23 protein-coding genes are annotated in these 21625 nt (G+C 38.9%); 2 read left to right on the top strand and 21 right to left on the bottom strand.

The window, feature by feature from the left end:
* Positions 1 to 14: 14 nt before the first annotated feature.
* The 20 genes from hisG to thrS all read right to left on the bottom strand — a co-directional run bounded on the left by hisG (position 15) and on the right by thrS (position 19670).
* Positions 15 to 632: an ATP phosphoribosyltransferase gene (hisG, locus tag LEP1GSC049_RS209680; RefSeq protein WP_004750672.1), complete on the bottom strand. Its 618-nt coding sequence runs from the start codon at positions 630 to 632 to the stop codon at positions 15 to 17.
* Positions 632 to 1375, bottom strand: a complete 744-nt coding sequence (locus tag LEP1GSC049_RS209685; protein ID WP_004750312.1) for a tetratricopeptide repeat protein — start codon at positions 1373 to 1375, stop codon at positions 632 to 634. Before LEP1GSC049_RS209685 ends, hisG begins: the two co-directional genes overlap by 1 nt.
* 24 nt (positions 1376 to 1399) lie before the next feature.
* Positions 1400 to 3082: a 30S ribosomal protein S1 gene (locus LEP1GSC049_RS209690; RefSeq protein WP_004750419.1), complete on the bottom strand. Its 1683-nt coding sequence runs from the start codon at positions 3080 to 3082 to the stop codon at positions 1400 to 1402.
* A 52-nt stretch (positions 3083 to 3134) separates the two neighbouring features.
* Entirely contained in the window at positions 3135 to 3824 is a 690-nt protein-coding gene (cmk, locus tag LEP1GSC049_RS209695; RefSeq protein ID WP_016561129.1) for a (d)CMP kinase, read from the bottom strand.
* On the bottom strand, positions 3817 to 5139 hold the full coding sequence (aroA, locus tag LEP1GSC049_RS209700) for a 3-phosphoshikimate 1-carboxyvinyltransferase (RefSeq protein ID WP_004750859.1): 1323 nt from the start codon (positions 5137 to 5139) through the stop codon (positions 3817 to 3819). The genes cmk and aroA overlap by 8 nt, the downstream gene beginning before the upstream one ends.
* A complete protein-coding gene (locus LEP1GSC049_RS209705; RefSeq protein WP_004759301.1) occupies positions 5120 to 6037 on the bottom strand; it encodes a prephenate dehydrogenase in 918 nt (305 codons plus the stop codon). Before LEP1GSC049_RS209705 ends, aroA begins: the two co-directional genes overlap by 20 nt.
* Entirely contained in the window at positions 6034 to 7125 is a 1092-nt protein-coding gene (pheA, locus tag LEP1GSC049_RS209710) for a prephenate dehydratase (protein WP_004750488.1), read from the bottom strand. The genes LEP1GSC049_RS209705 and pheA overlap by 4 nt, the downstream gene beginning before the upstream one ends.
* A complete protein-coding gene (gene scpB, locus LEP1GSC049_RS209715; RefSeq protein WP_000439025.1) occupies positions 7118 to 7681 on the bottom strand; it encodes an SMC-Scp complex subunit ScpB in 564 nt (187 codons plus the stop codon). Before scpB ends, pheA begins: the two co-directional genes overlap by 8 nt.
* A complete protein-coding gene (locus LEP1GSC049_RS209720; RefSeq protein ID WP_004750746.1) occupies positions 7648 to 8433 on the bottom strand; it encodes a segregation and condensation protein A in 786 nt (261 codons plus the stop codon). Before LEP1GSC049_RS209720 ends, scpB begins: the two co-directional genes overlap by 34 nt.
* Before the next feature lie 17 nt (positions 8434 to 8450).
* Positions 8451 to 8813, bottom strand: coding sequence for a response regulator (locus LEP1GSC049_RS209725; RefSeq protein ID WP_000101123.1), 363 nt, complete (start codon positions 8811 to 8813; stop codon positions 8451 to 8453).
* Between the two features lies 1 nt (position 8814).
* On the bottom strand, positions 8815 to 9888 hold the full coding sequence (locus LEP1GSC049_RS209730; RefSeq protein ID WP_004750354.1) for a protein-glutamate methylesterase/protein-glutamine glutaminase: 1074 nt from the start codon (positions 9886 to 9888) through the stop codon (positions 8815 to 8817).
* Positions 9889 to 9893: 5 nt separating this feature from the next.
* On the bottom strand, positions 9894 to 13100 hold the full coding sequence (locus LEP1GSC049_RS209735; RefSeq protein ID WP_004750384.1) for a chemotaxis protein CheW: 3207 nt from the start codon (positions 13098 to 13100) through the stop codon (positions 9894 to 9896).
* On the bottom strand, positions 13100 to 13594 hold the full coding sequence (locus LEP1GSC049_RS209740; RefSeq protein WP_004750640.1) for a chemotaxis protein CheW: 495 nt from the start codon (positions 13592 to 13594) through the stop codon (positions 13100 to 13102). Before LEP1GSC049_RS209740 ends, LEP1GSC049_RS209735 begins: the two co-directional genes overlap by 1 nt.
* A gap of 582 nt (positions 13595 to 14176) precedes the next feature.
* On the bottom strand, positions 14177 to 14707 hold the full coding sequence (locus LEP1GSC049_RS209745) for a 5-formyltetrahydrofolate cyclo-ligase (RefSeq protein WP_004750777.1): 531 nt from the start codon (positions 14705 to 14707) through the stop codon (positions 14177 to 14179).
* Between the two features lie 29 nt (positions 14708 to 14736).
* The gene (locus tag LEP1GSC049_RS209750) at positions 14737 to 15054 is read right to left on the bottom strand and encodes a cell division protein ZapA (RefSeq protein ID WP_004759274.1); all 318 of its coding nucleotides are present in this window, start codon (positions 15052 to 15054) and stop codon (positions 14737 to 14739) included.
* A 7-nt stretch (positions 15055 to 15061) separates the two neighbouring features.
* Positions 15062 to 15700, bottom strand: coding sequence for a hypothetical protein (locus LEP1GSC049_RS209755; RefSeq protein WP_016561126.1), 639 nt, complete (start codon positions 15698 to 15700; stop codon positions 15062 to 15064).
* Between the two features lie 87 nt (positions 15701 to 15787).
* The gene (gene rplT / locus LEP1GSC049_RS209760; protein ID WP_001136836.1) at positions 15788 to 16141 is read right to left on the bottom strand and encodes a 50S ribosomal protein L20; all 354 of its coding nucleotides are present in this window, start codon (positions 16139 to 16141) and stop codon (positions 15788 to 15790) included.
* On the bottom strand, positions 16141 to 16344 hold the full coding sequence (rpmI, locus tag LEP1GSC049_RS209765; RefSeq protein ID WP_001125262.1) for a 50S ribosomal protein L35: 204 nt from the start codon (positions 16342 to 16344) through the stop codon (positions 16141 to 16143). The genes rplT and rpmI overlap by 1 nt, the downstream gene beginning before the upstream one ends.
* Positions 16345 to 16367: 23 nt before the next feature.
* Entirely contained in the window at positions 16368 to 16907 is a 540-nt protein-coding gene (gene infC / locus LEP1GSC049_RS209770) for a translation initiation factor IF-3 (protein ID WP_004750325.1), read from the bottom strand.
* 846 nt (positions 16908 to 17753) lie between these two features.
* Positions 17754 to 19670 (bottom strand): threonine--tRNA ligase, encoded by a 1917-nt coding sequence (thrS, locus tag LEP1GSC049_RS209775; protein WP_004750284.1) that lies wholly within the window; start codon positions 19668 to 19670, stop codon positions 17754 to 17756.
* Between the two features lie 251 nt (positions 19671 to 19921).
* Here thrS and carA point away from each other — a divergent pair, with 251 nt between their 5' ends.
* Together carA and LEP1GSC049_RS209785 are read left to right on the top strand one after the other, a co-directional pair.
* Positions 19922 to 21010 (top strand): glutamine-hydrolyzing carbamoyl-phosphate synthase small subunit, encoded by a 1089-nt coding sequence (gene carA / locus LEP1GSC049_RS209780; RefSeq protein WP_004763416.1) that lies wholly within the window; start codon positions 19922 to 19924, stop codon positions 21008 to 21010.
* A gap of 5 nt (positions 21011 to 21015) precedes the next feature.
* A complete protein-coding gene (locus LEP1GSC049_RS209785) occupies positions 21016 to 21204 on the top strand; it encodes a hypothetical protein (RefSeq protein ID WP_004750330.1) in 189 nt (62 codons plus the stop codon).
* Between the two features lie 270 nt (positions 21205 to 21474).
* Here LEP1GSC049_RS209785 and LEP1GSC049_RS209790 read toward each other — a convergent pair.
* Positions 21475 to 21625 (bottom strand): transposase (locus tag LEP1GSC049_RS209790; protein WP_016561130.1); only part of this gene is annotated, 151 nt, incomplete at its 5' end.

Genomic DNA, 21625 nt, shown 5'->3' with positions numbered 1-21625 from the left:
ATGGATTCCGCGTTTTAGATTTTAGAAAGAGAATCCATAAATTCAACCGCTTCTTTTCGTTTCCCGTAAAGAGAAGAGCGATTAAAAACAAGACGAGCAGAAGATTCTAAAATTATGTCCAGCTCTTTGAGTCCGTTTGCCTTGAGTGTTCCTCCAGTAGAAACTAAATCTACGATACAATCAGAAAGACCAACAAGAGGAGCGAGTTCTATACTTCCATAGAGTTTAAAAATTTCACAGGAAAGTCCTTTCAGAAAGAAAAACTCCCTCGCTAAATTTGGATATTTAGTGGCCACTCGAATCTTACGATGATGCGCTTCTAAAGTAAAACCACTCGGGGCCGCAAGAGAAAGCCTACACTTTCCAATTTTTAAATCCAGAGGTGTCGCTAAATCATAACCCCCTTCTTTTAAAACGTCCCATCCACTGATTCCCGCATCCGCTGCACATTGTTCCACATATGTAGCAACATCTTGAGAACGTACAAGTAAAATTCGAACTTTTCCCTTTGGATCGTTGTAGATCAGTTCTTTAGAATTAGGATCGGGTTTAGAAGAAAGCCAACCTTTAGAGATCATCAGATCGATGCTCTCTTCGGCCAATCTTCCCTTAGGCAAAGCCAGAGTTAACATCAACCCTTCTGGTTGAGTTGTATCAGTAGAAACGTAGCGTATTGTTTTACGGTATTATAATCCGTAGCAGGAGTTTTAATTTCCTGATCCAAAACCTTTTTAAGAGATTCGACCGCTTCTGTCTTTTTACCGTTCTTTGCTTGAAGTCTGCCAGTTTGATACAAACTCCAAGCTAAAAAACCGTTGGCTTCTCTTGTATTTGTAAGAAGATTTGCGGAAACGCTAAAGTCTGTTTCGGCTAACGCTAAATTTCCTTCTCTTTCTCGGAGATTACCCGCAAGATAAAAATAATACGCCTTTACTTCCGTGGGCTCTTCGATTTTTTTACCGGCCCATTCTAATTTATCTGCGGCTTTTTGAAATTCTCCGTTGCGGGAATATAAATCAGAAAGAGTTTTTGCAAGTCTAAGTTCTAATTTTTTAGAAGAATACTGAGTGGAAATTTCTTCGTAGGCCTTGATCTTTTCTTTCAAATCAACTACTGGATTGGAGCGGAATTTTTTCTCCAGAACCTCCAGCGCGATGGTTCCTTTTTCAAATTGAGAATCCTGATATTGAACATAGATGACTACGGCAAGAATAACGATTAGAACCACCCCGGCGCCAATCAATACCTCTTTGATCCGAAAAGAAATCGCTCTGAAAAATTTAGTCAGAGCCAGTTCCATTTTACTTCCTTGAAAATCTGCGTATGGATCGAATTTTACTTCTTTAGCTGTCTGACCGATCTCGTACCGTTTCATATCAATCCTTCATTCTAAGATTTTTTATCTGAGAGAAGTATTTAAGAAACTTCCTAAACTTTCTCGAGAAGGTGTATCCGAAGTTTTCAGATATTTAGACATTTCCTCTCTTTCCAAAGCCTTGTCAAAATCCTTAATGGAAAGCGAAATCTTTTTGTTTTTCACATCCACCTTAATCACTGCAGTTTTTACAATTTCATCTGATTTGTATAACTCTGCGAGATTAACTTCTTTTCCATTTGGCACTTCGGAAATATGCACCAATCCTTCGATTCCTGGAGCTACTTCCACAAAAATACCAAATTCCTTAATGGACTTTACTTTTCCTTCTACGATCGTACCAACAGGGTGTTCATTCCTAAAAACTTCATACGGATTTTCCATCAACTGTTTAAGGCCACAAGAAATTCTCTGAGCATCCAAGTTGACGTCTAAAATCATGTATCTTACAGTATCACCTTTTTTAAGTTGAGAAGTAGGATTAGATACCTTTTCGTCCCAGGTAATATCGCTAATGTGTATTAAGCCTTCAATTCCGTTCTCCACTTCCACAAAGGCGCCGTATTTAGTGATACCGGTAATTACACCTTCTAAAACATTTCCTCTACGGATTTCAGGACCAAGCTGATCCCAAGGATTCGGCTGTAGTTGTTTCAGTCCTAAAGAAAGTCTTCTGTTTTTGAAATCTATATCTAAAACCAGAGCCTCTACTTCTTGACCTTTTTTTAATATATCTTTCGGTTGTGGTGGTTTTTTAGACCAAGCAAGTTCAGAAGTATGAATCAAACCTTCCAAACCTTCTTTCAATTCTACAAACGCTCCGAACTTAGTGAGAGAAGTTACGGTTCCTCGGATCACCATTTCTTTTTCTAAAGAACGTTCCGCCCAAACCCAAGGATCTTCGTAGAGTTGTTTTAAACCTAACGCGAGTTTGTTGTTTTCTTTGTCGAGTTCAAGAATTACAAGTTCTACTTCTTGACCGATCTGAAAGTATTGTTTAAAAGGAGCGTATTTTTTATAAGAAATATCTCTTTGACGAAGAAGTCCGGTAACACCGTCTACTTCACAAAAAACTCCAAAAGAAGCAATTTTACTTACGATCGCTTTTACTTTATCCCCTACTTTCAGTTTTAAAAGAAGAGCGTCCCATTTTTCTTCGTTCACTTCATCTAAAAGTTTTTTTCTGGAAACAACTCCCGAACGAGTGCGATCGTTGAGTTCTATAATCTTAAATTCAAGTTCTTTGTTTTTGAAGGTTTCCCCTTCTTTAAATTTATAACTGAGTTGAGAAGCCGGAAGAAAAAGTTCCACACCTTCCACGTTTACGATATAACCTTTACCTTTGATTTCGTTTATTAAACGACCGGTAACTTGATAACCGTTTTTAAAAGCTTCTTTTACAATTTCCCAACCTTTTCTTTGATCGGCTTCTTTTTTAGAAAGAATACAACCAGAATCCTGAGATTCTTTTCTTTTCACAATTGCAGAAACGTAATTTCCTCTTTCCGGGGCTTCGTCGAAATCTCCCCTTGGAATACGACCTTCTTGTTTAAGCCCTTCTATCGCCACATAAACGTAGTCGTTGTCTACGGAGACGATTTTTCCTTCAACGACTTGATCTTTCCGGAGTTCCGGTTCCTCGTGTATTGATTGTTCCCACTGTTTGAATACTTCTGCAAAAGTGGACTTCTCTTCCTTGTTTGTCATGGGGCGTAGGCTACTCGGCTAATGGTATTGGATCCGTCTGGAAAATTAGGGGTCATTGATCCAGAATTTCGAGGATCTTGCTGATTACACTATTTTTAGAGAGAATATCGGTGTCAATTAGGATTGCATCCTTTGCTTGATAAAGAGGAGCAATTTCTCGTTCCATATCCGATTTATCTCTTGAGATAATCTCTTTTTCAATCTCATTCCGATCGGCGAAGATTCCCTGTTCTTGCAATTGTAAAAATCTACGTTCCGCTCTTACTTTCGAAGAAGCGGTCAGATAAAATTTAAATTTTGCATCTGGAAACACTTCGGTTCCAATATCTCTCCCGTCCATAATCAATTTATGAAGTTTTGCGAGGGAATGCAGTTTTTTATTTACGAAGTCTCTGTAAATTCTGCGGTTTGCTATATGTTTGATTTCTCTTGTAATTTCCGGAGTTCGTATTGCCAAAGAAACGTCTTCTCCACACAGTAAAATTCGATTCTCATTTCCGGCCGAAAACTCGCATACAATTCGAATTTCCGCCAAACTGCGTTCCGCTTCCGATGTTTTTACCCAATCCTCAAAACGACTGTTAGGTGAAGTTTGATGTAACCGAAAAAGATACAAGGTCAAGGCTCTGTAAAAAGCCCCCGTATCTAAATAATTAAATCCTATTTTTTCGGCGATTTGTCTTGCTACCGTACTTTTGCCAGAACCAGCCGGACCGTCTAAAGCGATTACGTTTTCATTCATTGATACAACTCTCGAGTAACTTTTCAAACCCAGGAAAAGAAGTTTCGATCCAAGAAGTTTCGTCGATTTGGAGATCTAAACCAGAAAGCGCTTTAAAAATCAAAAAACTCATTGCAATTCTATGATCCATATACGATCGAATCGGAACTTTTTTTACAGTGGAAAGTCGAGTCCATACTTCCGAAGATTTTTTAGAAGTTCCGTCAAACGAATATCCGTCCGTATATTCTTCTACTTCGATACCGAGCTCACGAAAATTGGAAACCATCGTATGAATTCGATCGGATTCTTTCGCCCTGAGTTCTTCCGCGTGACGGATTTCAAAACCACCTTCCGCAAAAAGTCCCGCTACGGAAAGAATCGGTATTTCATCTATAATGGAAGGAATTAAGGATTCCGGAATATTCGATTTTTGTAAATTAGAAGGATATGTTTTTAAATCTCCCACAGGTTCGCCACATTCTATACGTTGATTCTGAATTTCTATTTTTGCCCCCATAGATTGGAGCGCCGTTAAAATCCCTGTTCTAGCAGGATTGAGTCCTATGTTTTTAATGAGCAAATTCCCTTCTTTTGCCAAAACTCCGAGCACAAGAAAAAAAGCCGCCGAGGAAATATCACCCGGCACCTTAAATTCTCCACCGTTCAAAACGTAGGGAGGTTTGATTTTAAAATGAAAGGGGGAAATTTGTTCTATCTTGTTTCCTAAAAAACGAAACATATTTTCGGTGTGATCTCTGGATAATATATTTTCCGAATATTCCAAATCTGTTTCAGACGAAATCGCAGCCAACATCAGACAGGATTTGATTTGTGCGCTTGCGATCGGACTTTCGTAACGAAATCCTTTTAATTTTTTTCCTTCGATTTTTAAAGGAGCGGTTTCTTTTTCTCCAAGTCCTACGATCGAAGCCCCCATCGAACTTAAGGGTTTTATAATTCTTCCCATAGGACGTTTTTTTAAGGAATTGTCTCCGGTTAAAGTAGCGTTTAAACCTGGTAGTCCGCAGATAAGTCCCGCGGACAATCTAATTCCGGTACCCGCGTTTCCGAAATCCAAATCAGCGTTAGGCGAAATAAGTCGGTTTTTTCCGGGACTTTCAAATTCGTATTCTCCCGGTTTGATCTTTTGAACTTTTAATCCTAGTTTGGCGAATGCAGACATCGTGTTCAAAGGATCTTCGGCTTCTAAAAATCCGGTCACTTTGGATTTACCTTTGGAAAGTGCCGCAAACAAAACGGAACGGTGAGAAAGTGATTTATCTCCCGGAACTTCTATTTCTCTGGATTTGAGTTTAGTTTTTTTTGGAATCATCCTGGTTCTTCAAAATAAAATCCCTGGATCTACGAGAAATTTCCATAAATCGTTCCCATTCTTTCGGATCCAGAGTATTTTTCGGATTCAATTTTTCTAATATAATATCAAGTCGATCCCTAAAATCGGATAACGAACGGAAAATTTCGTCCTGATTAGAATCAAAAATAGCGGCCCACATCTTTGGGTTGGAACCTGCAATTCGAGTCATATCTCGAAACCCTCCTCCGTTCAAAGGGATCGGAGAAAGATCCGTATAACGTTTTACCGTTTTTTGATTGGCTGCCCAGTCCGCCATAATCGAGGAAAGTATATGAGGAGAATGTGATAGATACGATAGAATAGAATCGTGTTCCTCCGCAGAAATTTCTATCGTTGTAGTCCCGACAAATCTCCAAAAGTTTTTCAAACGATCCTGAACTCCCGGTTTTGCGTTTTTAGGAGAAGTTAAAATACAAAGTCTCCCTTCGTATAACGAAGAGTTTGCGAATTCGAGCCCGGATTCCTCGGAACCGCACATCGGATGAGAAGAAATATAATTGTGTTCGAACGGAAAACGGGTTTCCACAGCACGGATGATTTCTTTTTTAGTGGAGCCTAAATCAGTGATAATTCCAGAAAAATCGGTAGGTAACTCGGAAATTAATTTTACCGTAAGATCTACTGGAATTCCAAATATAATAAAATCGTAATCCTTCCAACTTCGAGTGGAACTAAATTCTTCCGAGGTTAAAATTTGATCCGCAGATTTTAAGGATTGTCCTTTTGTTTTACTTTTGGCAGAACCTACAACTCCAGTAATAGGTGCGGAAACTCCCTTTTTTTTAAGAGCCAAAGAAAGTGAAGCACCCATCAGCCCCAATCCGTAAATTAAAATATTAGAAAATTCTAATTTCACAGGCTTTGCGGAGACATCGGATAAGAGCCGAGCACTCTCAGAAAAATAGTATTTTCTTTCAGACCGGCGAGAACGTTTTGGATCGATGGATCTTTTTGATGACCGTAAAAGTCTATAAAGAAGTTATATTCCCAGGAATTTCTTCTAGTGGGTCTGGATTCTATCTTACTCAAATTGAGTTGATGATCGAAAAAAGGTTTTAGCACTCGATAAAGCGCGCCTGGTTTATCGGGGCAAGAAAAAACGATCGAAGTTTTATCGTTCCCCGTAGGAGGACATTGATTTTTGCCTATGATCAAAAAGCGGGTAGTATTGTCGGGAAGATCTTCAATGGATTCACGAATCAGACTGAGCCCATAAATTTCTGCAGCGATGGAAGAAGCAACCGCGGCACAGGCGTCTTTTTTTTCCGCTACGATCTGAGCCGCTTTTGCGGTAGAAGAAGTTTCTACAATTTCTACGTGAGGAAGATTGGCGGCGATCCAGTTTTTACACTGAGAATTGGCGATTTTGATTCCGTATAACGTTTTGATTTTGGAAAGATCGTGTTCGAACCCGAGAAGACTGATATTGATTCTTAAATAGTGTTCCGAGTAAATGAGAAGATCCGAAACTAAAAATTGATCCAGAGTAGAATTGACCAAACCTTCGCTGGAATTTTCCACAGGCACAACCCCGTAATCGATTTTATCGGTTTCTACGGCGCGGAAAACGTCCGGAATCGAATTGAATTCCAAAGCGTTAATGGAGGCTCCAAAACGAGAACGAACTGCTTGATTGGAAAAGGAGCCCGCAGGTCCTAAATAACCTACTTCTAATCCTTTTTCTACGGAAATAGAACCGGACATGATTTCACGGTATATTGCAAGTAACACTTTGTCTGAAAGTGGGCCGGAACTAAAAGACTTTATCTTTTCGTAAACTTCCTTTTCTCTATCTGGTCGGAAGACCGGCTCGTTTCTTTCTCTTTTGATTTCTCCGATCTTAGAAGCAAACTCTGCGCGAGTTTGAATAGACTTTACGATTTCTCGATCCAAAGAATCAATCTGATCTCTAAAGATTTTTAACTGTTGATCTAAATCACTCATCTTCGAGCAAATCGTCCAAATTTTCGAATTTCAATTCTTTTACTTCCACAGGAGCGGGAAGATCCGATAGTTTATTCAATCCGAAATGAATCAAGAACTCTTTCGTAGTTCCATACAAGGCGGGTCTTCCGGGAACTTCTTTGTTTCCGACCGGTTTGATCAACTTTTTAGAAATAAGAGACGTAACCATAGCCCGGGAAGAAACTCCTCGTATCTCGTCTATTTCTGGGAGTGTAATCGGTTGTTTGTAAGCGATGATAGCAAGTGTGTCTAAACTAGATTTAGAAAGTTGTTCTCTTCTTTTTTCTTTAAAAATATTTCCGAGTAGTTCCGCAAAACCTTCGTTAGTTACAAATTGATAAGCTCCGGCGATTTCTTTCAGTAAAAATCCACCGTTTTTTTCGGAATAATCCAATACGAGTTCATCTAAAATTTCACGAGCTTCCGTTTTTTCGATTTCCGCAGATTTGGCGATGCTCGCCAATTTTAAGGGTTCACCGGAAACGAATAGTAAAGCCTCGATCAATCCCTTGATTGCTGTTCTGTCCCGTTCCAATGTCCCTCTACCAGAAATAAACGGATCTCTCCAAACAGTTTGTGTTGTTTGGCGCGTAAAATCCTCTGCTTACTTAGTTCCAGCAATGCCAGAAAAGTGGCAACGATTTCTGCTTTTTCTGGTCGTTCTCGTTCGAATAATTCCGGAAAAGAGACTTCTTTTTTTTCCCGAAGAGTGGAAAGTATTTTTTCCATTTTCTCTTCTACGGTAAAACGATGAGGCGCGGTGAGTAATGTAGGAATTTCCGCTTCAACCGATTGAGATTCTAAAATTTCATGAAACGCAGAAATCAGATCTAAAAGAGAAACATCCAGCCAATTGTCTTCCTCATCCAAGGTAACGTTAGATTCTCTTCTAAAAACTCCTGTTTGGGTCTGATCCATTTCCGAAAGTTTTTTGGCCGTAAGTTGAAACTTTTTATGTTCTAAAAGTTTTTCTACAAGTTCAGGAGGAAGTGGGGGTTCATAATCCTCTTCCTCAAATCCTGGATCTGGTAATAAAGCTTTGGATTTTAGATAAATTAGATTGGCGGCCATTAAGGCGTATTCTGCGCTGAGTTCTAAAGAGAGAGTTTCTGAAATTCTGAGAAAACTTAAAAAATCCCGGGTGATGCGAGAGAGAGAAACATCAAAGATGTCCACCTTGTAACTTTCAATCAAACTCCAAAGGACGGATAAAGGGCCTTCTGATAAACCGCCTTCCGAATTATTCCATTGAACTACAAAGGACTTACCGGCTTCTTCATTCTCCATTCAAAAGAAATCTACCTTTACGAATTGAGCGCCTTGTCTGCAGCTTGTTGCAATCTTTCTGGAGAAAAAGGTTTTACTACGAAATCCTTAACACCCATTTTGATCGCTTTTGCGAGTAGATCTTCTTGACCAAGCGCAGTTACCATGATGATTTTAGCCTTCGAGTCCATTTTAAAAATTTCCTGAGCAGCTTCGATCCCATCCTTTTCTCTCATGGTAATATCCATAGTGACCAGATCCGGTTTTAGAGTTTTATATTGTTCTACAGCAATATTTCCGTTTTCTGCTTCTCCCACGATTTCGTGACCGGTTTGAGTCAGTGCATCTTTTACCATGGTTCTCATAAATTTTGCGTCATCCACAACGAGAATTCTGGCCATATTAAATTCCTCTCTCTTTCAAAATGATTTGGATCCTATTGATGATTTCTGTAACAGGCTCAATATATTCGACGCCTCCCATCTCCACGGCTTGACGATTCATCCCATAAATAACAGAGGTCTGTTCGTCTTGTGCAATCGTAGAGCCGCCTACTTCTCTGACTCTTACGATGGCCGCAGAACCGTCTTTGCCCATCCCAGTCATAATCACGCCTATAATTCCGCTTTTATATTCTTCAATCGCACTGTTTAGAAGAACTTCGATGGAAGGTCTGTGTCCATTTACAGGGGCTTCCCTGTTCAGGGCAATCCATTTCCTCCCTCCTTTGGATTGAATGGAAAGATGTGCGTCACCCGGAGCCACATAACCGGTGTTCGGTTCTATCGGCTCACCGTCCTCTGCTTCTTTTACTTTGATCTTTGCGTGATCGTTCAGTCGAGTTGCAAACGCTTTTGTAAAACCTGCGGGCATATGTTGAACGACTAAAATCGGTAAAGAAATATCCGCTGGAATTCTGGAAAATACTTCTTGAAGCGCTCTAGGTCCTCCAGTGGAAGTACCGATACAAATCGCCTGGATCGGAGATTTTTTTAAATGTGCTCCAGCCGGGACCTTGGAATAAGCCGGAGCCTTATTCAAAAGATTTTGGGAAGGGATCCGTACTTTACTTTCAAAGTAAGCTAAAATTTTAGATTTTAAAATGTTACCAATTTCTTCCGGATCAAATTGAAACACACTAGAAGGTTTGGGTACGAAATCGATGGCTCCATATTCCAGAGCTTTGAAAGTTGCTTCGGCTCCGTTCTGAGTCAAAACGGAAAGCATAATGACAGGAATTCCTAATTTCTTTTTTTGAAGTTCATGAAGTGCTGTAAGGCCATCCATAACCGGCATTTCCACATCGAGTATAATCACATCCGGATTCATCTTTTGAGCCAGATCGATACAATCCATTCCGGTTTTGCCGGTTGCGACAACATGGATCTTAGAATCTTTTTGGATCTGATCAGAAATGATATTTCTGACTAATAAAGAATCATCTATAATAACCGCACGAACCGGATTCGGAATCATCGGAATTAAAACCTCGGGATCAACTGGAGCAGTTCGTCAAAATCCGGAAGGAATAATAACACACCTAATAGATCGTTCCCCTCGTGGTTGAATTCGGTAAGCATACTTAAAAACTTGGTCCGTTCCGGTTTGACTACGTCCAAGACTTGCATAAAAGTTCCTTCCAAAAATTCCGGAACAGAAGGTGTAACGCTAGCCTTCGCCTTATTCGATATAGAGTTCATCACGGAAGAACAAACTATATTTGAAATTTCACTTAACACGGATTTGGCGTCTTCGGTCAATTTTTCCCCCGGAGAAGTTTCGGAACCCAAAAGTTCTTTGGCAAGATTTGCGGCGTTTTCGCGGGAGAACATCATTAAAAGATTTCCGTTCAGATCCCCGTTCATTCGGATCCTTAAACCGTAAAAATGATTTTCCGAAAAACGAATCTCTTCCGCGAGACCATCTCTATCGTTCATAATAATTTCCGGAATGAATAGATCGATGTTCTTTTTCAAAAGTTGAGAAAGAACCATACCGGCGTTCATCATACCGGTATTGACTACGTTCTCCAATTTTTTGAGTTCTTCTTTGGATAAGGCGCCTTTAAAATCTTTAGAAGAAGTCACGGACATAGTCCTTTCTTTCTTTTGAGTTAAAAAACTTTCTATAATTGCCTTCGCCCGTTTTTGCTCTTCTTCACTCGCACTCTGATCCAATGCAATTTCTGTAATATGAGAACGATATTCTTCTTCTGAAGAAACGAACGGTTTTTTAGGATCTTCGGAAGAGTACGAAGTAATCGTAGGTGGCATTTGCGGATCTTGAGTTTCGGATTCAACTGGAAGAGGAAGTTGTTTTTCTGGAGAGGCTTTCATTTCGACGCTAAGAGCCACAGCGGCGGCTAGTTCTTGTTCTCTGAAAACCTCTTCTTTTTCTGCAACGATCCGTTTTAGATCACGAGACTTTTCAGTCTTTTTCTTCTTCAGACGTTCTCTATTTGTGATGTCGTGTAACTTGTGATTGTAAACGTTTGTAGGATTTGTAGTTTTTTGAATATAACGTTCTTCTTCTCTTTCAGCAGAATGAATCGAACCGATTCTTCTCATCGTTTCCAGATGATAGTGAACCACTGTGTCCACGTCCTCCAACTCGGAAGCAATTTCTACAATTCCAGGAATATCCAAAACCATGATGATGGTTCCGTCTCCCATAATGGAAGCCCCGGTAAGACCCCTGATATTTCTGAAATTTTTTTCCAAAGACTTGATCACCGTCTCGTGTTTACCTACAAGTTCATCCACCATAAATCCAATCTTACGGCCTTTGTACTGAACGATGACGACCGGAAATTCTTCCCGATCCGTTTTATCCTGAAGACCTATGATCCGATTGAGTCTATAAATCGGAAGAACTTCGCCACGCAGATTGATGATTTCGTTTCCTTCGAGAGTTGTAATCTGATCGTTGTGAATTTTAATTGTCTCATTGACTTCGGAAAGAGGAAAGGCATATACTTCTTCTTCCATAAGAACCAGAATAGAAGGAATGATCGCAAGAGCTTGCGGAAAAGAAAGTACAAAAGAAGTTCCTTGTCCTTGAGTACTATTAATGATGATCTTTCCTTTAAATTCCTGGATAAGATTGTTCACTACGTTCATCCCAACGCCGCGGCCAGAAATATCTGTGATTTTTTCCGCAGTGGAAAATCCAGCTTGAAAGATAAATTGAAAGATTTCCTGTTCAGAAAGATTGGAAGCCTCTGTTGGATTTACGAGTCCCTTTTCAATCGCCTTAGAGAGAATTTTTTCCGAGTCAAGACCACGTCCGTCGTCTCGGATTTCCACCATAATATTACTTCCGCCCTGATAAGAATTCAGTTCCAAAGTTCCGATTTCCGGTTTTCCGGCGCTCAATCTTTCCGCAGGAGTTTCAATTCCGTGATCCACGGAATTACGAATGAGATGAAGTAGAGGTTCGCCTAACGCGTCTATGACTTTTTTATCGAGTTCGGTGGATTCTCCCGAAAGAACTAAATTTACTTTTTTGCCGGTTTCTAAAGAAAGATCTCTTACAAGTCTGGAGAATCTTCTAAACACAGTGGAAATTTGAACCATCCGTATATTCATAATTCCGGATTGAAGTTCTTTAGAAATACGATTGATCAGATCGATTCTGGATTTGAGATCGTTGAATAGTTGATCTTCTCCAAAAATACGAATCAGGTCGTCATAGATTCTTTGAAAACCGGAATTTGTGATGATGAGTTCTCCCACGTTGTTCATTAACTGGTCTAGTTTATCGGAAGATACTTTAATACTTTTTAATGTAACCTTAGACTCCGAAGCGGCCATGTCGTCTTCGATCTTAAAATTTGCGGCGGCCACTTCTTGAACAACCGGAACGTATTCTTGTACGTCCAAAAATTCCACCATATCCACGTTAGTCGCAGTTCTGATTTGTTCTAAAGATTCGGAAGAGAGAAATAAAAATACAACGGAAGAAACATCCGCTCCTTTTTCCAATTCTTCTAAATCTGGAATAGATTTATAAACAACTCCTAAATTTTTCAGGTTCTGTAAGATTAAAGAAAAACGAAGTCCTTTCATCGGAGAATCTTTTCCAAGAGTTACCGAAACTTTCCAACACTTACCGGATTTACGAATTTCTTCCTCTAACTCCTTCACTTCTTCCGCTTCGAGACGAATTTCCAATCCGGCGTAAGCAGTCGCACTCGCAACTTCCGTAGATTTAATTACAGAAGGAGCCGCCTGACTTGAAATTTCGGCGGGTTTAGATACAGCAGCCGATTGTGTAGAAGTAGATGGAGCCACCGCAACACCCGGATCTTTTTCGTAAGAATCCAGTTTTTGAATCATTTCCGAAAAAGGGGTATCAATCTTTTTGCCTTGGCTTACGTTAGCGATAACATATTTGATCAGGTCAAAACATTGGAATAGAAGATTGACTAGAGGAAGATTAACGTCTAGTTTACCGTCCCGGATCAACTGAAGAAGATTCTCCATTTTATGAGCAAGATCCGAAAGATTGTATAAACCAACAAAGGCTGCTGAACTTTTTAAGGAATGTGCCGCGCGAAAAATATCGTTGATGATAGAAAGATTTTTATGATCCGCTTCTAACTTAAGTAAATTTGCATTTAGTTCCTCGATTTGATCTTCCGATTCCTCTAAAAATAATTCAGTATATTCCCCTAAAATTCCGGCCATTAGATAACCTCCTGTTCAAAGTTGATCAGGACGGATAAATTTAAATTGAGTATCAACGTTTCGTCCGCCTGGCTGACAGATTCTATCAAAGAACTATAATTGAGAGAAAGATCATCCGTAGCTTTACTAACTTTGTCGAATTGAATTTTTACCACTTGTCTTACCGTATCGACTAGAATCCCGGCGCGTTTATCCTCGTGAACCACTACTATAATTCGAGTAGAAGGCATAATGTCGCTATAGCCGATTCCGAAAACCTGCTTTAAATCTAAGATCGGAATGATCTCCCCCCTAAGATTAATCACGCCTAAAATATAATCGTCTCCGTTTGGAATTCTAGTGATCGGAACCGGTTTCAGAATTTCGTGGATTTTCAGAATATCGATTCCAAAAATCTCCTCTTCTACGTTGAAAGTCAGATATTCCTTTTGAGATTCTGTAGTTTTATCCGCTTCTAAGGATTCAAGGTATTGTCTATTATCGAATGAGGCCATAATGTTACCTAGCGGTTCTCCATAAAAATCCAGAATCAATCTATAAAACGGATCGTAATCTGTTTTTCAAGAACAATCGAAAGAAAGAGTTACTAAACCTAAAAATTCTTACACTTTTCCAAAAGCGAAACTCTTTTTTCCAATAGAACTTGAGTTATACACCCAATCTTTAACATAACCCGAAAATCGATCTTATGTCCAACGATTCTAAAAACTTTAACGGATGTTCATAAAATCTGTCGTTAACACTCAAACTTAAGAGATATTATAAGGTGTAAATCTTCGGGAATCATACTTTCACGTTTTTAGTTCATCCTAAAGATTTATCAAAAAGAAGCAATCTTTAAGACGAAGAAATCCGACTCAACCAAAGTAAACATCAGATTTCATCCTACTATTTTTTTAATCTTAAAAAAGAATAAACCAAAGAAAGCAAATCGTAAAATTCCAAAAATGAAAAGATATACTACCCAGGAATCTTTCGAGCACATTCTCGGTCAAATTCAACTTCAGTTTTACACTCTACTGACATTTTGTTACTGAACTGCCGCAGATATAAATAGACAAGATTTTAGCGTTTTTTCAGACGATTTGATAAATTTTTTTCTCTGTAACTACCGTACCAACTTTTATGTCATGATCTTCCTTTGCAAAACTTGCCGGAAAAAGTTCTTCATAAGTAAGTCCGATCAATTTTGTAGAATCCATTTCGGAAAGGGTTCTATCATAAAAACCTCCACCACGTCCTAAACGATAACCAAACTGATCATAACCTAAGGCAGGTACTACGATCCATTCTGCGTCTTGAAAATTCAGAATTTTGGTTCCTTTAGGTTCTAAAATTCCAAAGGGACCGCTTTCCCAGGCTTCAGGAAGAATAAACTCCAATTTTTCATCTTGGATCTTTGGGAAATAAATTTCCTTCCCAGAATGATTCCAACCTAAAACTTCTGGGGCCACCTTTACTTCCCATTTATCAGGAGAGTAAGCTATGATCTTTCGAGCATCGAATGTAATTTCTTTTAAAAATCCGAGAATGGCGAGGTCTTTTTTTTCCCTTTCTTCTAATAGGGTCAGTAAAGTTCGAAGTGCGTTTCTAGACTGAAGTTTCAAAGAGGATTACTTTTTAAACAAAAGGAAAATCAAAGATCTCCAATGATTCCTTCTTCTAACATCATAATGAGTTTACGGGTTTTTTCTTCTATTTCTATCTCTCCGATTTTAGTAGAAACAGAAGCAGGTTCATCTCCAATTTCTTTTGCTTGGTGCAATTCATCTGCAAAATTGAGTGCAGCTAAAATAGCAAGTTTCTGTTTAGAAGCTCCAGGCATTCCCGCACCTAATTCTCTGAGTTTACGGTCTACCTCTTCCGATAGAGAATAAATATAATCTTCTTCGGCTTCGCTGAGGATCGTATATTCCTCTCCTAGGATTCTGACTTTTACCCTACGGAGATCCATTACAAACTCAAGCTTTAGGATCATCCTCGATGATTAGAAAATCATCGTCTTCATCTGCGTCAAATACGCTGATTGAATCTTCATCATCCTCGATAATGATGTCGTCATCTTCATCCAAGGCCAATTCAGATCCCTCATCATCGGAAATTTCAAGTATCTCGTCGTCTTTTTCAGGCACTTCTGTGATAAGGGAAATATCATCATCGTCTTCATCGAGAAGAATGATTTCATCGTCTTCGCCAAATTCGTCTTCAGCGGAAGTTGTTTCTTTCACGACATTGGAAGAAGCAGCCGCCGTAGTTGCGGCAGCAGAAGCAGCAGAGCTATACTGTGGCTGTGGCGTCTGTGAACTTGTAGCTGCAGGCAAGGAATCCAATCTTCCAAGGAGTTGATTGATTTTTCCTTCTAATTTTCGTTCTCTTTCTTTGAGATCGTTCAACTCGTTTGTAGTTTTTTGTAATTGTTCTCTAAGAGAGGAAAGTTCTTTTTCTTTCTCCTCCATTGCCAGTTTCATCTGGTCGTTTTCCGCTCGGAGAGTTTCGTTTTCGGATTCTAGTCGACCATTTTCAGCGCGAAGATCAGCGATGAGTTCGAGGGCTTTTACGACCTTGCTTTCTAATTCTTCAATGGTCTCCATAGTAAGCATAACCTGATTCTCCCTTAAAAAACATTCTCTGAAAACGAAAAAAGGCCCTGTAAATTACAGAGCCGTCGATTTTAGTAAAGCTGATTGTTATCCAGCTACTTTAATTTTTTCAACTAAGGAATTAAATACTTCTCTATCGTTGAAAGCCAGCTCTGCCAAAGACTTACGATCCATATGAATTCCCAATTTCTTAAGGGAATTCATAAATACAGAATAAGACAAACCATTTTCTCTTGCAGCGGCATTAATTCTGATGATCCAAAGTTTACGAAAATCTCTTTTTTTTGCTCTGCGATCTCTATAGGCCCACTGACCCGCCTTCATCACAGCGCTTTTAGCCGTTCTATAAAGTTTAGAACGAGCTCCGCGGAATCCTTTTGCGTCTTTTAAGATTCTTTTTCTTCTATTTTTGTGGATGGTTCCATTGACCGCTCTAGGCATTATCTCACTCCATAAGGCATTAATCTGACGATAGATTTCCAGTCAGAATTATGAACCAAAGTCAAACCACGAAGACGTCTTCTTCTTTTAGGTCCTTTTTTGGTCAAGATGTGACGGGTATTCATACTTTTGCGTTTAATTTTGTTGTTTTTTGTGAACTTGAAACGCTTTGCAGCGGCTCTGTTCGTTTTCAACTTTGGCATCTTGGGTTCCTTTTTTTCGGAAATTATTTCGGATTAATAATTACTACGATTTGTTTTCCGTCCTGAATCGGATCCCTTTCGGCGGTTCCGTGTTCTTTCAGGTCTTCTATCATTCTATAAACTACTTTCATTCCGAGGTCAGAATGCATCATTTCTCTACCTCGAAACCGGAGACTGATTTTTACCTTGTCTCCTTTTCCCAGAAACTCCTGCGCGTGTTTCTTTTTGATTTCGTAATCATGGCTTTCAATTCGAGGACGAATCTTAATTTCTTTTACATTGATTACGTGTTGTTTTTTCTTTGCCTCTTTACTTTTTTTAAGTAACTCGAATTTATACTTTCCGTAGTCTATAATCTTACAAACGTGAAGTTCTTGATCCGCTGATACTTCTACTAGATCTAAATTTTCCTCTTTTGCTTTTCTGAGTGCTTCTTCAAAAGATACGATCGCCACGCCGTCATCCGACACTAAGCGAACTCTGGAAACGCCTGTTATTTTCTCATTGACTCTATGATTAAAAAGCTTATCAGTTGCTGACTTTTGACTCGGTTTCCTCTGCATTCATTCTCCGGCTAGATTTCCAAGATTTTATCCTTAAGGGCGTTTTCAAGCGATTTTTGACTCCATTTCGGTGAAAGGAAGCTTTATTGCAAGTCGATTTTACGTTACTACTTTAGTGAATGAACTTATTGAATTTTCTAAAGTACACAAAATCCGACGTATAGTCGAAAGTTGAATAGAAATTGATTTGGCCGTTGTTACGACCACTAGAATTTAACGTGAGTTCTGGAGAAATCCATGATTCATTTTTTAAAAAAATTGGGATTGGAACCTTGTAAATCATTCTTAAAATGTGGGAACTACCACAAAATCACGATTTTACGAACAAATTCTAAAATTTGTAGGAACTACTACTTTTAGAAAATTCTTTCTTATTTTCTTACGCCCTGCTCACGTTAGAATTGAGTTAATGGGATTTTTATGAAATAGATTTTTGTGATGACTGCAAAACGAAGATTTATGTAAAAATTTGCTTGGGCGAGTTTTCTTTTTGGATTTTATAGAGATTTTCTAAATGTTTTCATTTCTAAACGTTCAATTTTATATTTTGAAAAACTCCCCACTTAAAAAAATAGGCGAATACAATTATTTTCTAATTTCGCTTATGTTTGATCTATGAAATTCATTTTTATAATACTTAACTTTTGAAAACGTAGGAACTCTCACAAAATTTTAAGATTTCACTGTTCAACTTTGAAAATGTGGGAACTCTTACATTCATATTTACGAAAAAATTTTAATCAAAAAAAATCGTTTGTTTTTGAGAATTGGGACAAAATTTGAAGGAGTTCTCAAATTTCCCAAAAGATTCCGACAATACAATTTGCCAGAAAACCCAACTTTATTTTAGTTCGCTTTAATTTCCTCTTGAAGATTCGAAATAAAACCCGTCCGGGTCAAAGTTTTGGTATCTTCTTGACCTCGCATTCTCACTGCGAGTGTATTTGATTCCATTTCCTTTTCTCCCAATATCAAAATATAATTCGCTTTTTTTAATATAGAATCCCTGATTTTTGCACCTATCTTTTCGTTTCGAGTATCCAGTTCCACTCTAAAGCCGGAGTCGACTAACTCTCGATAGACGCTTTTAGCGTAATCGGTTACTTTTTCGGTTACGGTCAAAATTCGGATCTGATTCGGAGAAATCCAAAGTGGAAATTTTCCTTCATAGTGTTCAATTAAAATTCCTATAAATCTTTCCAAAGAACCGTAGATAGCGCGATGAATCATCACCGGTCTTTTTTTCTGACCATTATTATCCGTATAATCTAAATCAAAACGTTCCGGCATAGAAAAATCCACTTGAATGGTTCCACACTGCCAAAGCCTTCCAATTGAATCCTTAATGTTGAACTCTATCTTCGGTCCGTAGAACGCCCCTTCCCCTTCTTTGATTCCGTATGGAATCCCCTTTTTTTCCAAAGATTGTTTTAAGCTACTCGTAGCAAACTCCCAGTCTTCGTCTTTTCCTTGCGATTTTTCTGGACGGGTCGCTATAAAAGTTTTAAATTCGGAGAATCCAAATTTCTTATATACCGTAAACGTAAAGTCTATGATGTCCATCACCTCGGATTCCAAATAATCCAAAGGAGCGTAGATATGAGAATCGTCTTGAGTAAACGCCCTCACTCTAAAAAGTCCGTGTAACACTCCGTGTAATTCGTGGCGATGTACACTTCCAAATTCTGCAAATCGAAGCGGAAGTTCACGATACGAATGCAGATGATGTTTATAAATCAAAGAACATCCCGGACAGTTCATCGGTTTGAGTGCGTAATCTTCTTCGTCTATGTCCGTAAAATACATGTTCTCGTGGAAGTTATCCCAGTGACCGGACTTTTTCCAAAGTTCGGAAGAAAGTACCGCAGGAGTTTTGATTTCCTGATAACCCCTTTTGTTACATTCGGATCGAAGATACTCCGCGAGTGAATTCCAAAGAATTGTTCCTTTAGGATGCCAAAAAGGAAATCCTGGACCTTCCTTTTGAAAGGAGAATAGATCCATGTCTTTTCCGATCTTTCTATGATCTCTTTTTTTAGCTTCCTCAATTTGAAAAAGATATTGATCCAATTCTTTTTTTGTCGGAAACGCAACTCCATAAATACGGGTAAGCATCGAGTTGTTTTTGTCCGCCTTCCAATACGCACCCGAAACTGCAGTTAGTTTAAAAGATTTTAATATTCCAGAATTAGGAACGTGAGGCCCACGACAGAGATCGAACCATTCTCCCATTCCATAGATGGAAACTTCCTCGCTTGGTATTCCGTCTATAATTTCTATTTTATATTTTTCTCCTAGTTTTTGAAAGGTTTCTATCGCCTGTTTTTTAGAGACTACTTTTCTCCAAACCGGATGATCGGCCTTTACGATCTTCTCCATCTCAGCTTCGATTTTAGGAAAATCTTCTGGAGTAACGATCGTTCCTTGAAAGTCTATGTCGTAATAAAAAAATCCGGGACCGTTATCGATGACAGGACCTACGGTGAGATTTGCATTCTTATATAAATTCTGAACCGCCATTCCGAGTAAATGCGCCGCGGAATGTTGAAACGTTTCCCAACCTATTTTTTCGGAATAGGTCAATACTTCTATGTTCGAGTTTTTCTCCACAGTCCTGGACAAATCTAAAACTTCTTCACCATTCAAACGCACTGCAAGTGCTTTGGTTTTTAAAAAAGGTAATTCTTTTTCGATAAAGTCACGATAAGTGAAACCGGATGCGACTTCTTTAATTGATTTATCCGGTAGAGTCAGTTGATACATATTCGACTTATCCTAAGATTCTATTTTTTCCTATCTGAAAGAATTGGGCCATAAAACCAAAATTTCACGCCGCAGATTATAGAACCTTCGATTCTCGAAAACGACTATCAAATTCAGGTTCTAATTCTATTTTTTCAGGTCGGGTTTTTACTCTCCATTCACAAAAATCGTAGGTATTTTTCAACCGATTTGTAGGAACCCAAGAAAAACCTGTGTTGACTATACTCACTACCTCATCGAGTTTGTAATTGATGAAAGCGTTCTTAGTTCTTGATAACGGAACAATCTTCGAAGGTGAGTCCTTCGGCTACGAAACTGAATCCGTTGGTGAAATTGTTTTTAATACTTCTATGGCGGGTTATCAAGAGATTCTAACGGATCCTTCTTACTGTAATCAGATCATTACACTGACTTATCCTATGATCGGGAACTACGGAATTCATCCTGATAATATGGAATCTTCTAAAATTCAAGCGAGCGGTCTGATCGTTAAAGAATACGTGGATCTACCTTCTAATTTTAAATCCGAAAAAACGTTATCTCAGTTTCTAAAAGAATATAAAATTCCAGCCATCCAGGGAATAGACACTCGTAAACTGACTCGATATATCCGTACAAACGGTTCTCCTAACGGTGGGATTTTTGTGGCTCCGAAATATTCCCCTTCTTTTTTAGAAAAGGTAAAATCGTTTCCTGGAATTATCAACGCAGATCTGGCTAAGGTAGTAACTACTTCTACTAAATATATCTTTGGAACTCATACCGGTAAAAAATTCAAACTCGCAGTTTATGACTATGGTGTAAAAACAAACATACTACGCCTTTTAGACGCGAACGGTTTTGCGGTAACGGTTTATCCCGCAAAAACTTCCGCAGAAGAGATTATGAAAGAAGGAACCGACGCGTTTTTCCTTTCGAACGGCCCCGGAGATCCCGCTCCTTTAGATTACGCGATTTCCTCAACTCAAAAGATTATGGAAAAAGGATACCCACTTTTTGGAATCTGTCTGGGTCATCAAATCATCGGACTTTCTTTAGGAAAAAAAACGGAAAAGATGAAATTCGGTCATAGAGGTGGAAACCAACCGGTCAAAAATCTTGAGACCGGTCAGGTAGAAATTACTTCGCAAAATCACGGTTTTGCGGTAATAGACGACCAGAAATCGGATGAACCTATTTCCTTTCTGAATCTGAACGATCACACTGTAGAAGGAATTTTAAAATCCGGTTATCCTTTATTGACCGTTCAGTATCATCCAGAAAGTGCTCCTGGTCCAAACGATTCGCGGTATCTATTTCAAAAATTTTATGAGCTGGTAGAAAAAACAAAAAGAGGTTAAAACTTATGACAGAATTTTCGCAACTCCCCGACAGAATTTTAGGACTTCCCGTTGGTAAAGATTTTTCAATCGAAGCCTTAGTCAAAGACGTTTGGAACCCGGAAACGGACGATTTATTCCCTCCAAAAAATTTTTTAGGCATCGGTTACGGTTTGAATTTCTACGCGATTGCTAGAAAGACCGGACTGCTTTAAGCAACAAAAAAACATCGAGTTTGTCGGAGTTCCGACAAGCTTTGTGGAAGGAAATTGTTCTTGAGAAAATTATGTTTTTCTGATAGAGAAAAGTCTTCCGAATTTCTCCACCTGAATTGCGACCCATGGGAAGCAATTCATTGAGTTACCCCCACCCAAGAGTCTGTTGAAAAAGAAAACCAGAAAATCCCTCTTATGGTTTCACCCTAGATCACATTAGGTTCTTTTTTATTTTTGAGAAATGTAGTAAAACGTCCTTCAGTCGAAAATTCAGACGTATCGAAAACCGCAGAGCTTGGCAATATTGTGAGCGGAACATCTTTCCGACCATTCGAGAGAAACCTTTTCAATCCCTTTTGTAAAAAATAGATTTCCGCCGCGAGAACCTTTGATGGCTCCGAAAACTCCTTCAATCGAAGGA

The organism is Leptospira kirschneri serovar Cynopteri str. 3522 CT, from assembly GCF_000243695.2.
Lineage (GTDB): Bacteria > Spirochaetota > Leptospiria > Leptospirales > Leptospiraceae > Leptospira > Leptospira kirschneri.
This window is presented reverse-complemented; position numbering and strand designations above follow the sequence as displayed.

Excerpts from the sequence above, each read along its gene's own strand:
- hisG (WP_004750672.1), bottom strand. The coding sequence starts at position 632 with ATGTTAACTCTGGCTTTGCCTAAGGGAAGATTGGCCGAAGAGAGCATC.
- LEP1GSC049_RS209685 (WP_004750312.1), bottom strand. The coding sequence starts at position 1,375 with ATGAAACGGTACGAGATCGGTCAGACAGCTAAAGAAGTAAAATTCGAT.
- LEP1GSC049_RS209690 (WP_004750419.1), bottom strand. The coding sequence starts at position 3,082 with ATGACAAACAAGGAAGAGAAGTCCACTTTTGCAGAAGTATTCAAACAG.
- cmk (WP_016561129.1), bottom strand. The coding sequence starts at position 3,824 with ATGAATGAAAACGTAATCGCTTTAGACGGTCCGGCTGGTTCTGGCAAA.
- aroA (WP_004750859.1), bottom strand. The coding sequence starts at position 5,139 with ATGATTCCAAAAAAAACTAAACTCAAATCCAGAGAAATAGAAGTTCCG.
- pheA (WP_004750488.1), bottom strand. The coding sequence starts at position 7,125 with ATGAGTGATTTAGATCAACAGTTAAAAATCTTTAGAGATCAGATTGAT.
- LEP1GSC049_RS209720 (WP_004750746.1), bottom strand. The coding sequence starts at position 8,433 with ATGGAGAATGAAGAAGCCGGTAAGTCCTTTGTAGTTCAATGGAATAAT.
- LEP1GSC049_RS209725 (WP_000101123.1), bottom strand. The coding sequence starts at position 8,813 with ATGGCCAGAATTCTCGTTGTGGATGACGCAAAATTTATGAGAACCATG.
- LEP1GSC049_RS209730 (WP_004750354.1), bottom strand. The coding sequence starts at position 9,888 with ATGATTCCGAATCCGGTTCGTGCGGTTATTATAGATGATTCTTTATTA.
- LEP1GSC049_RS209735 (WP_004750384.1), bottom strand. The coding sequence starts at position 13,100 with ATGGCCGGAATTTTAGGGGAATATACTGAATTATTTTTAGAGGAATCG.
- LEP1GSC049_RS209740 (WP_004750640.1), bottom strand. The coding sequence starts at position 13,594 with ATGGCCTCATTCGATAATAGACAATACCTTGAATCCTTAGAAGCGGAT.
- LEP1GSC049_RS209750 (WP_004759274.1), bottom strand. The coding sequence starts at position 15,054 with ATGGATCTCCGTAGGGTAAAAGTCAGAATCCTAGGAGAGGAATATACG.
- LEP1GSC049_RS209755 (WP_016561126.1), bottom strand. The coding sequence starts at position 15,700 with ATGCTTACTATGGAGACCATTGAAGAATTAGAAAGCAAGGTCGTAAAA.
- rplT (WP_001136836.1), bottom strand. The coding sequence starts at position 16,141 with ATGCCTAGAGCGGTCAATGGAACCATCCACAAAAATAGAAGAAAAAGA.
- rpmI (WP_001125262.1), bottom strand. The coding sequence starts at position 16,344 with ATGCCAAAGTTGAAAACGAACAGAGCCGCTGCAAAGCGTTTCAAGTTC.
- infC (WP_004750325.1), bottom strand. The coding sequence starts at position 16,907 with ATGCAGAGGAAACCGAGTCAAAAGTCAGCAACTGATAAGCTTTTTAAT.
- thrS (WP_004750284.1), bottom strand. The coding sequence starts at position 19,670 with ATGTATCAACTGACTCTACCGGATAAATCAATTAAAGAAGTCGCATCC.
- carA (WP_004763416.1), top strand. The coding sequence starts at position 19,922 with ATGAAAGCGTTCTTAGTTCTTGATAACGGAACAATCTTCGAAGGTGAG.
- LEP1GSC049_RS209785 (WP_004750330.1), top strand. The coding sequence starts at position 21,016 with ATGACAGAATTTTCGCAACTCCCCGACAGAATTTTAGGACTTCCCGTT.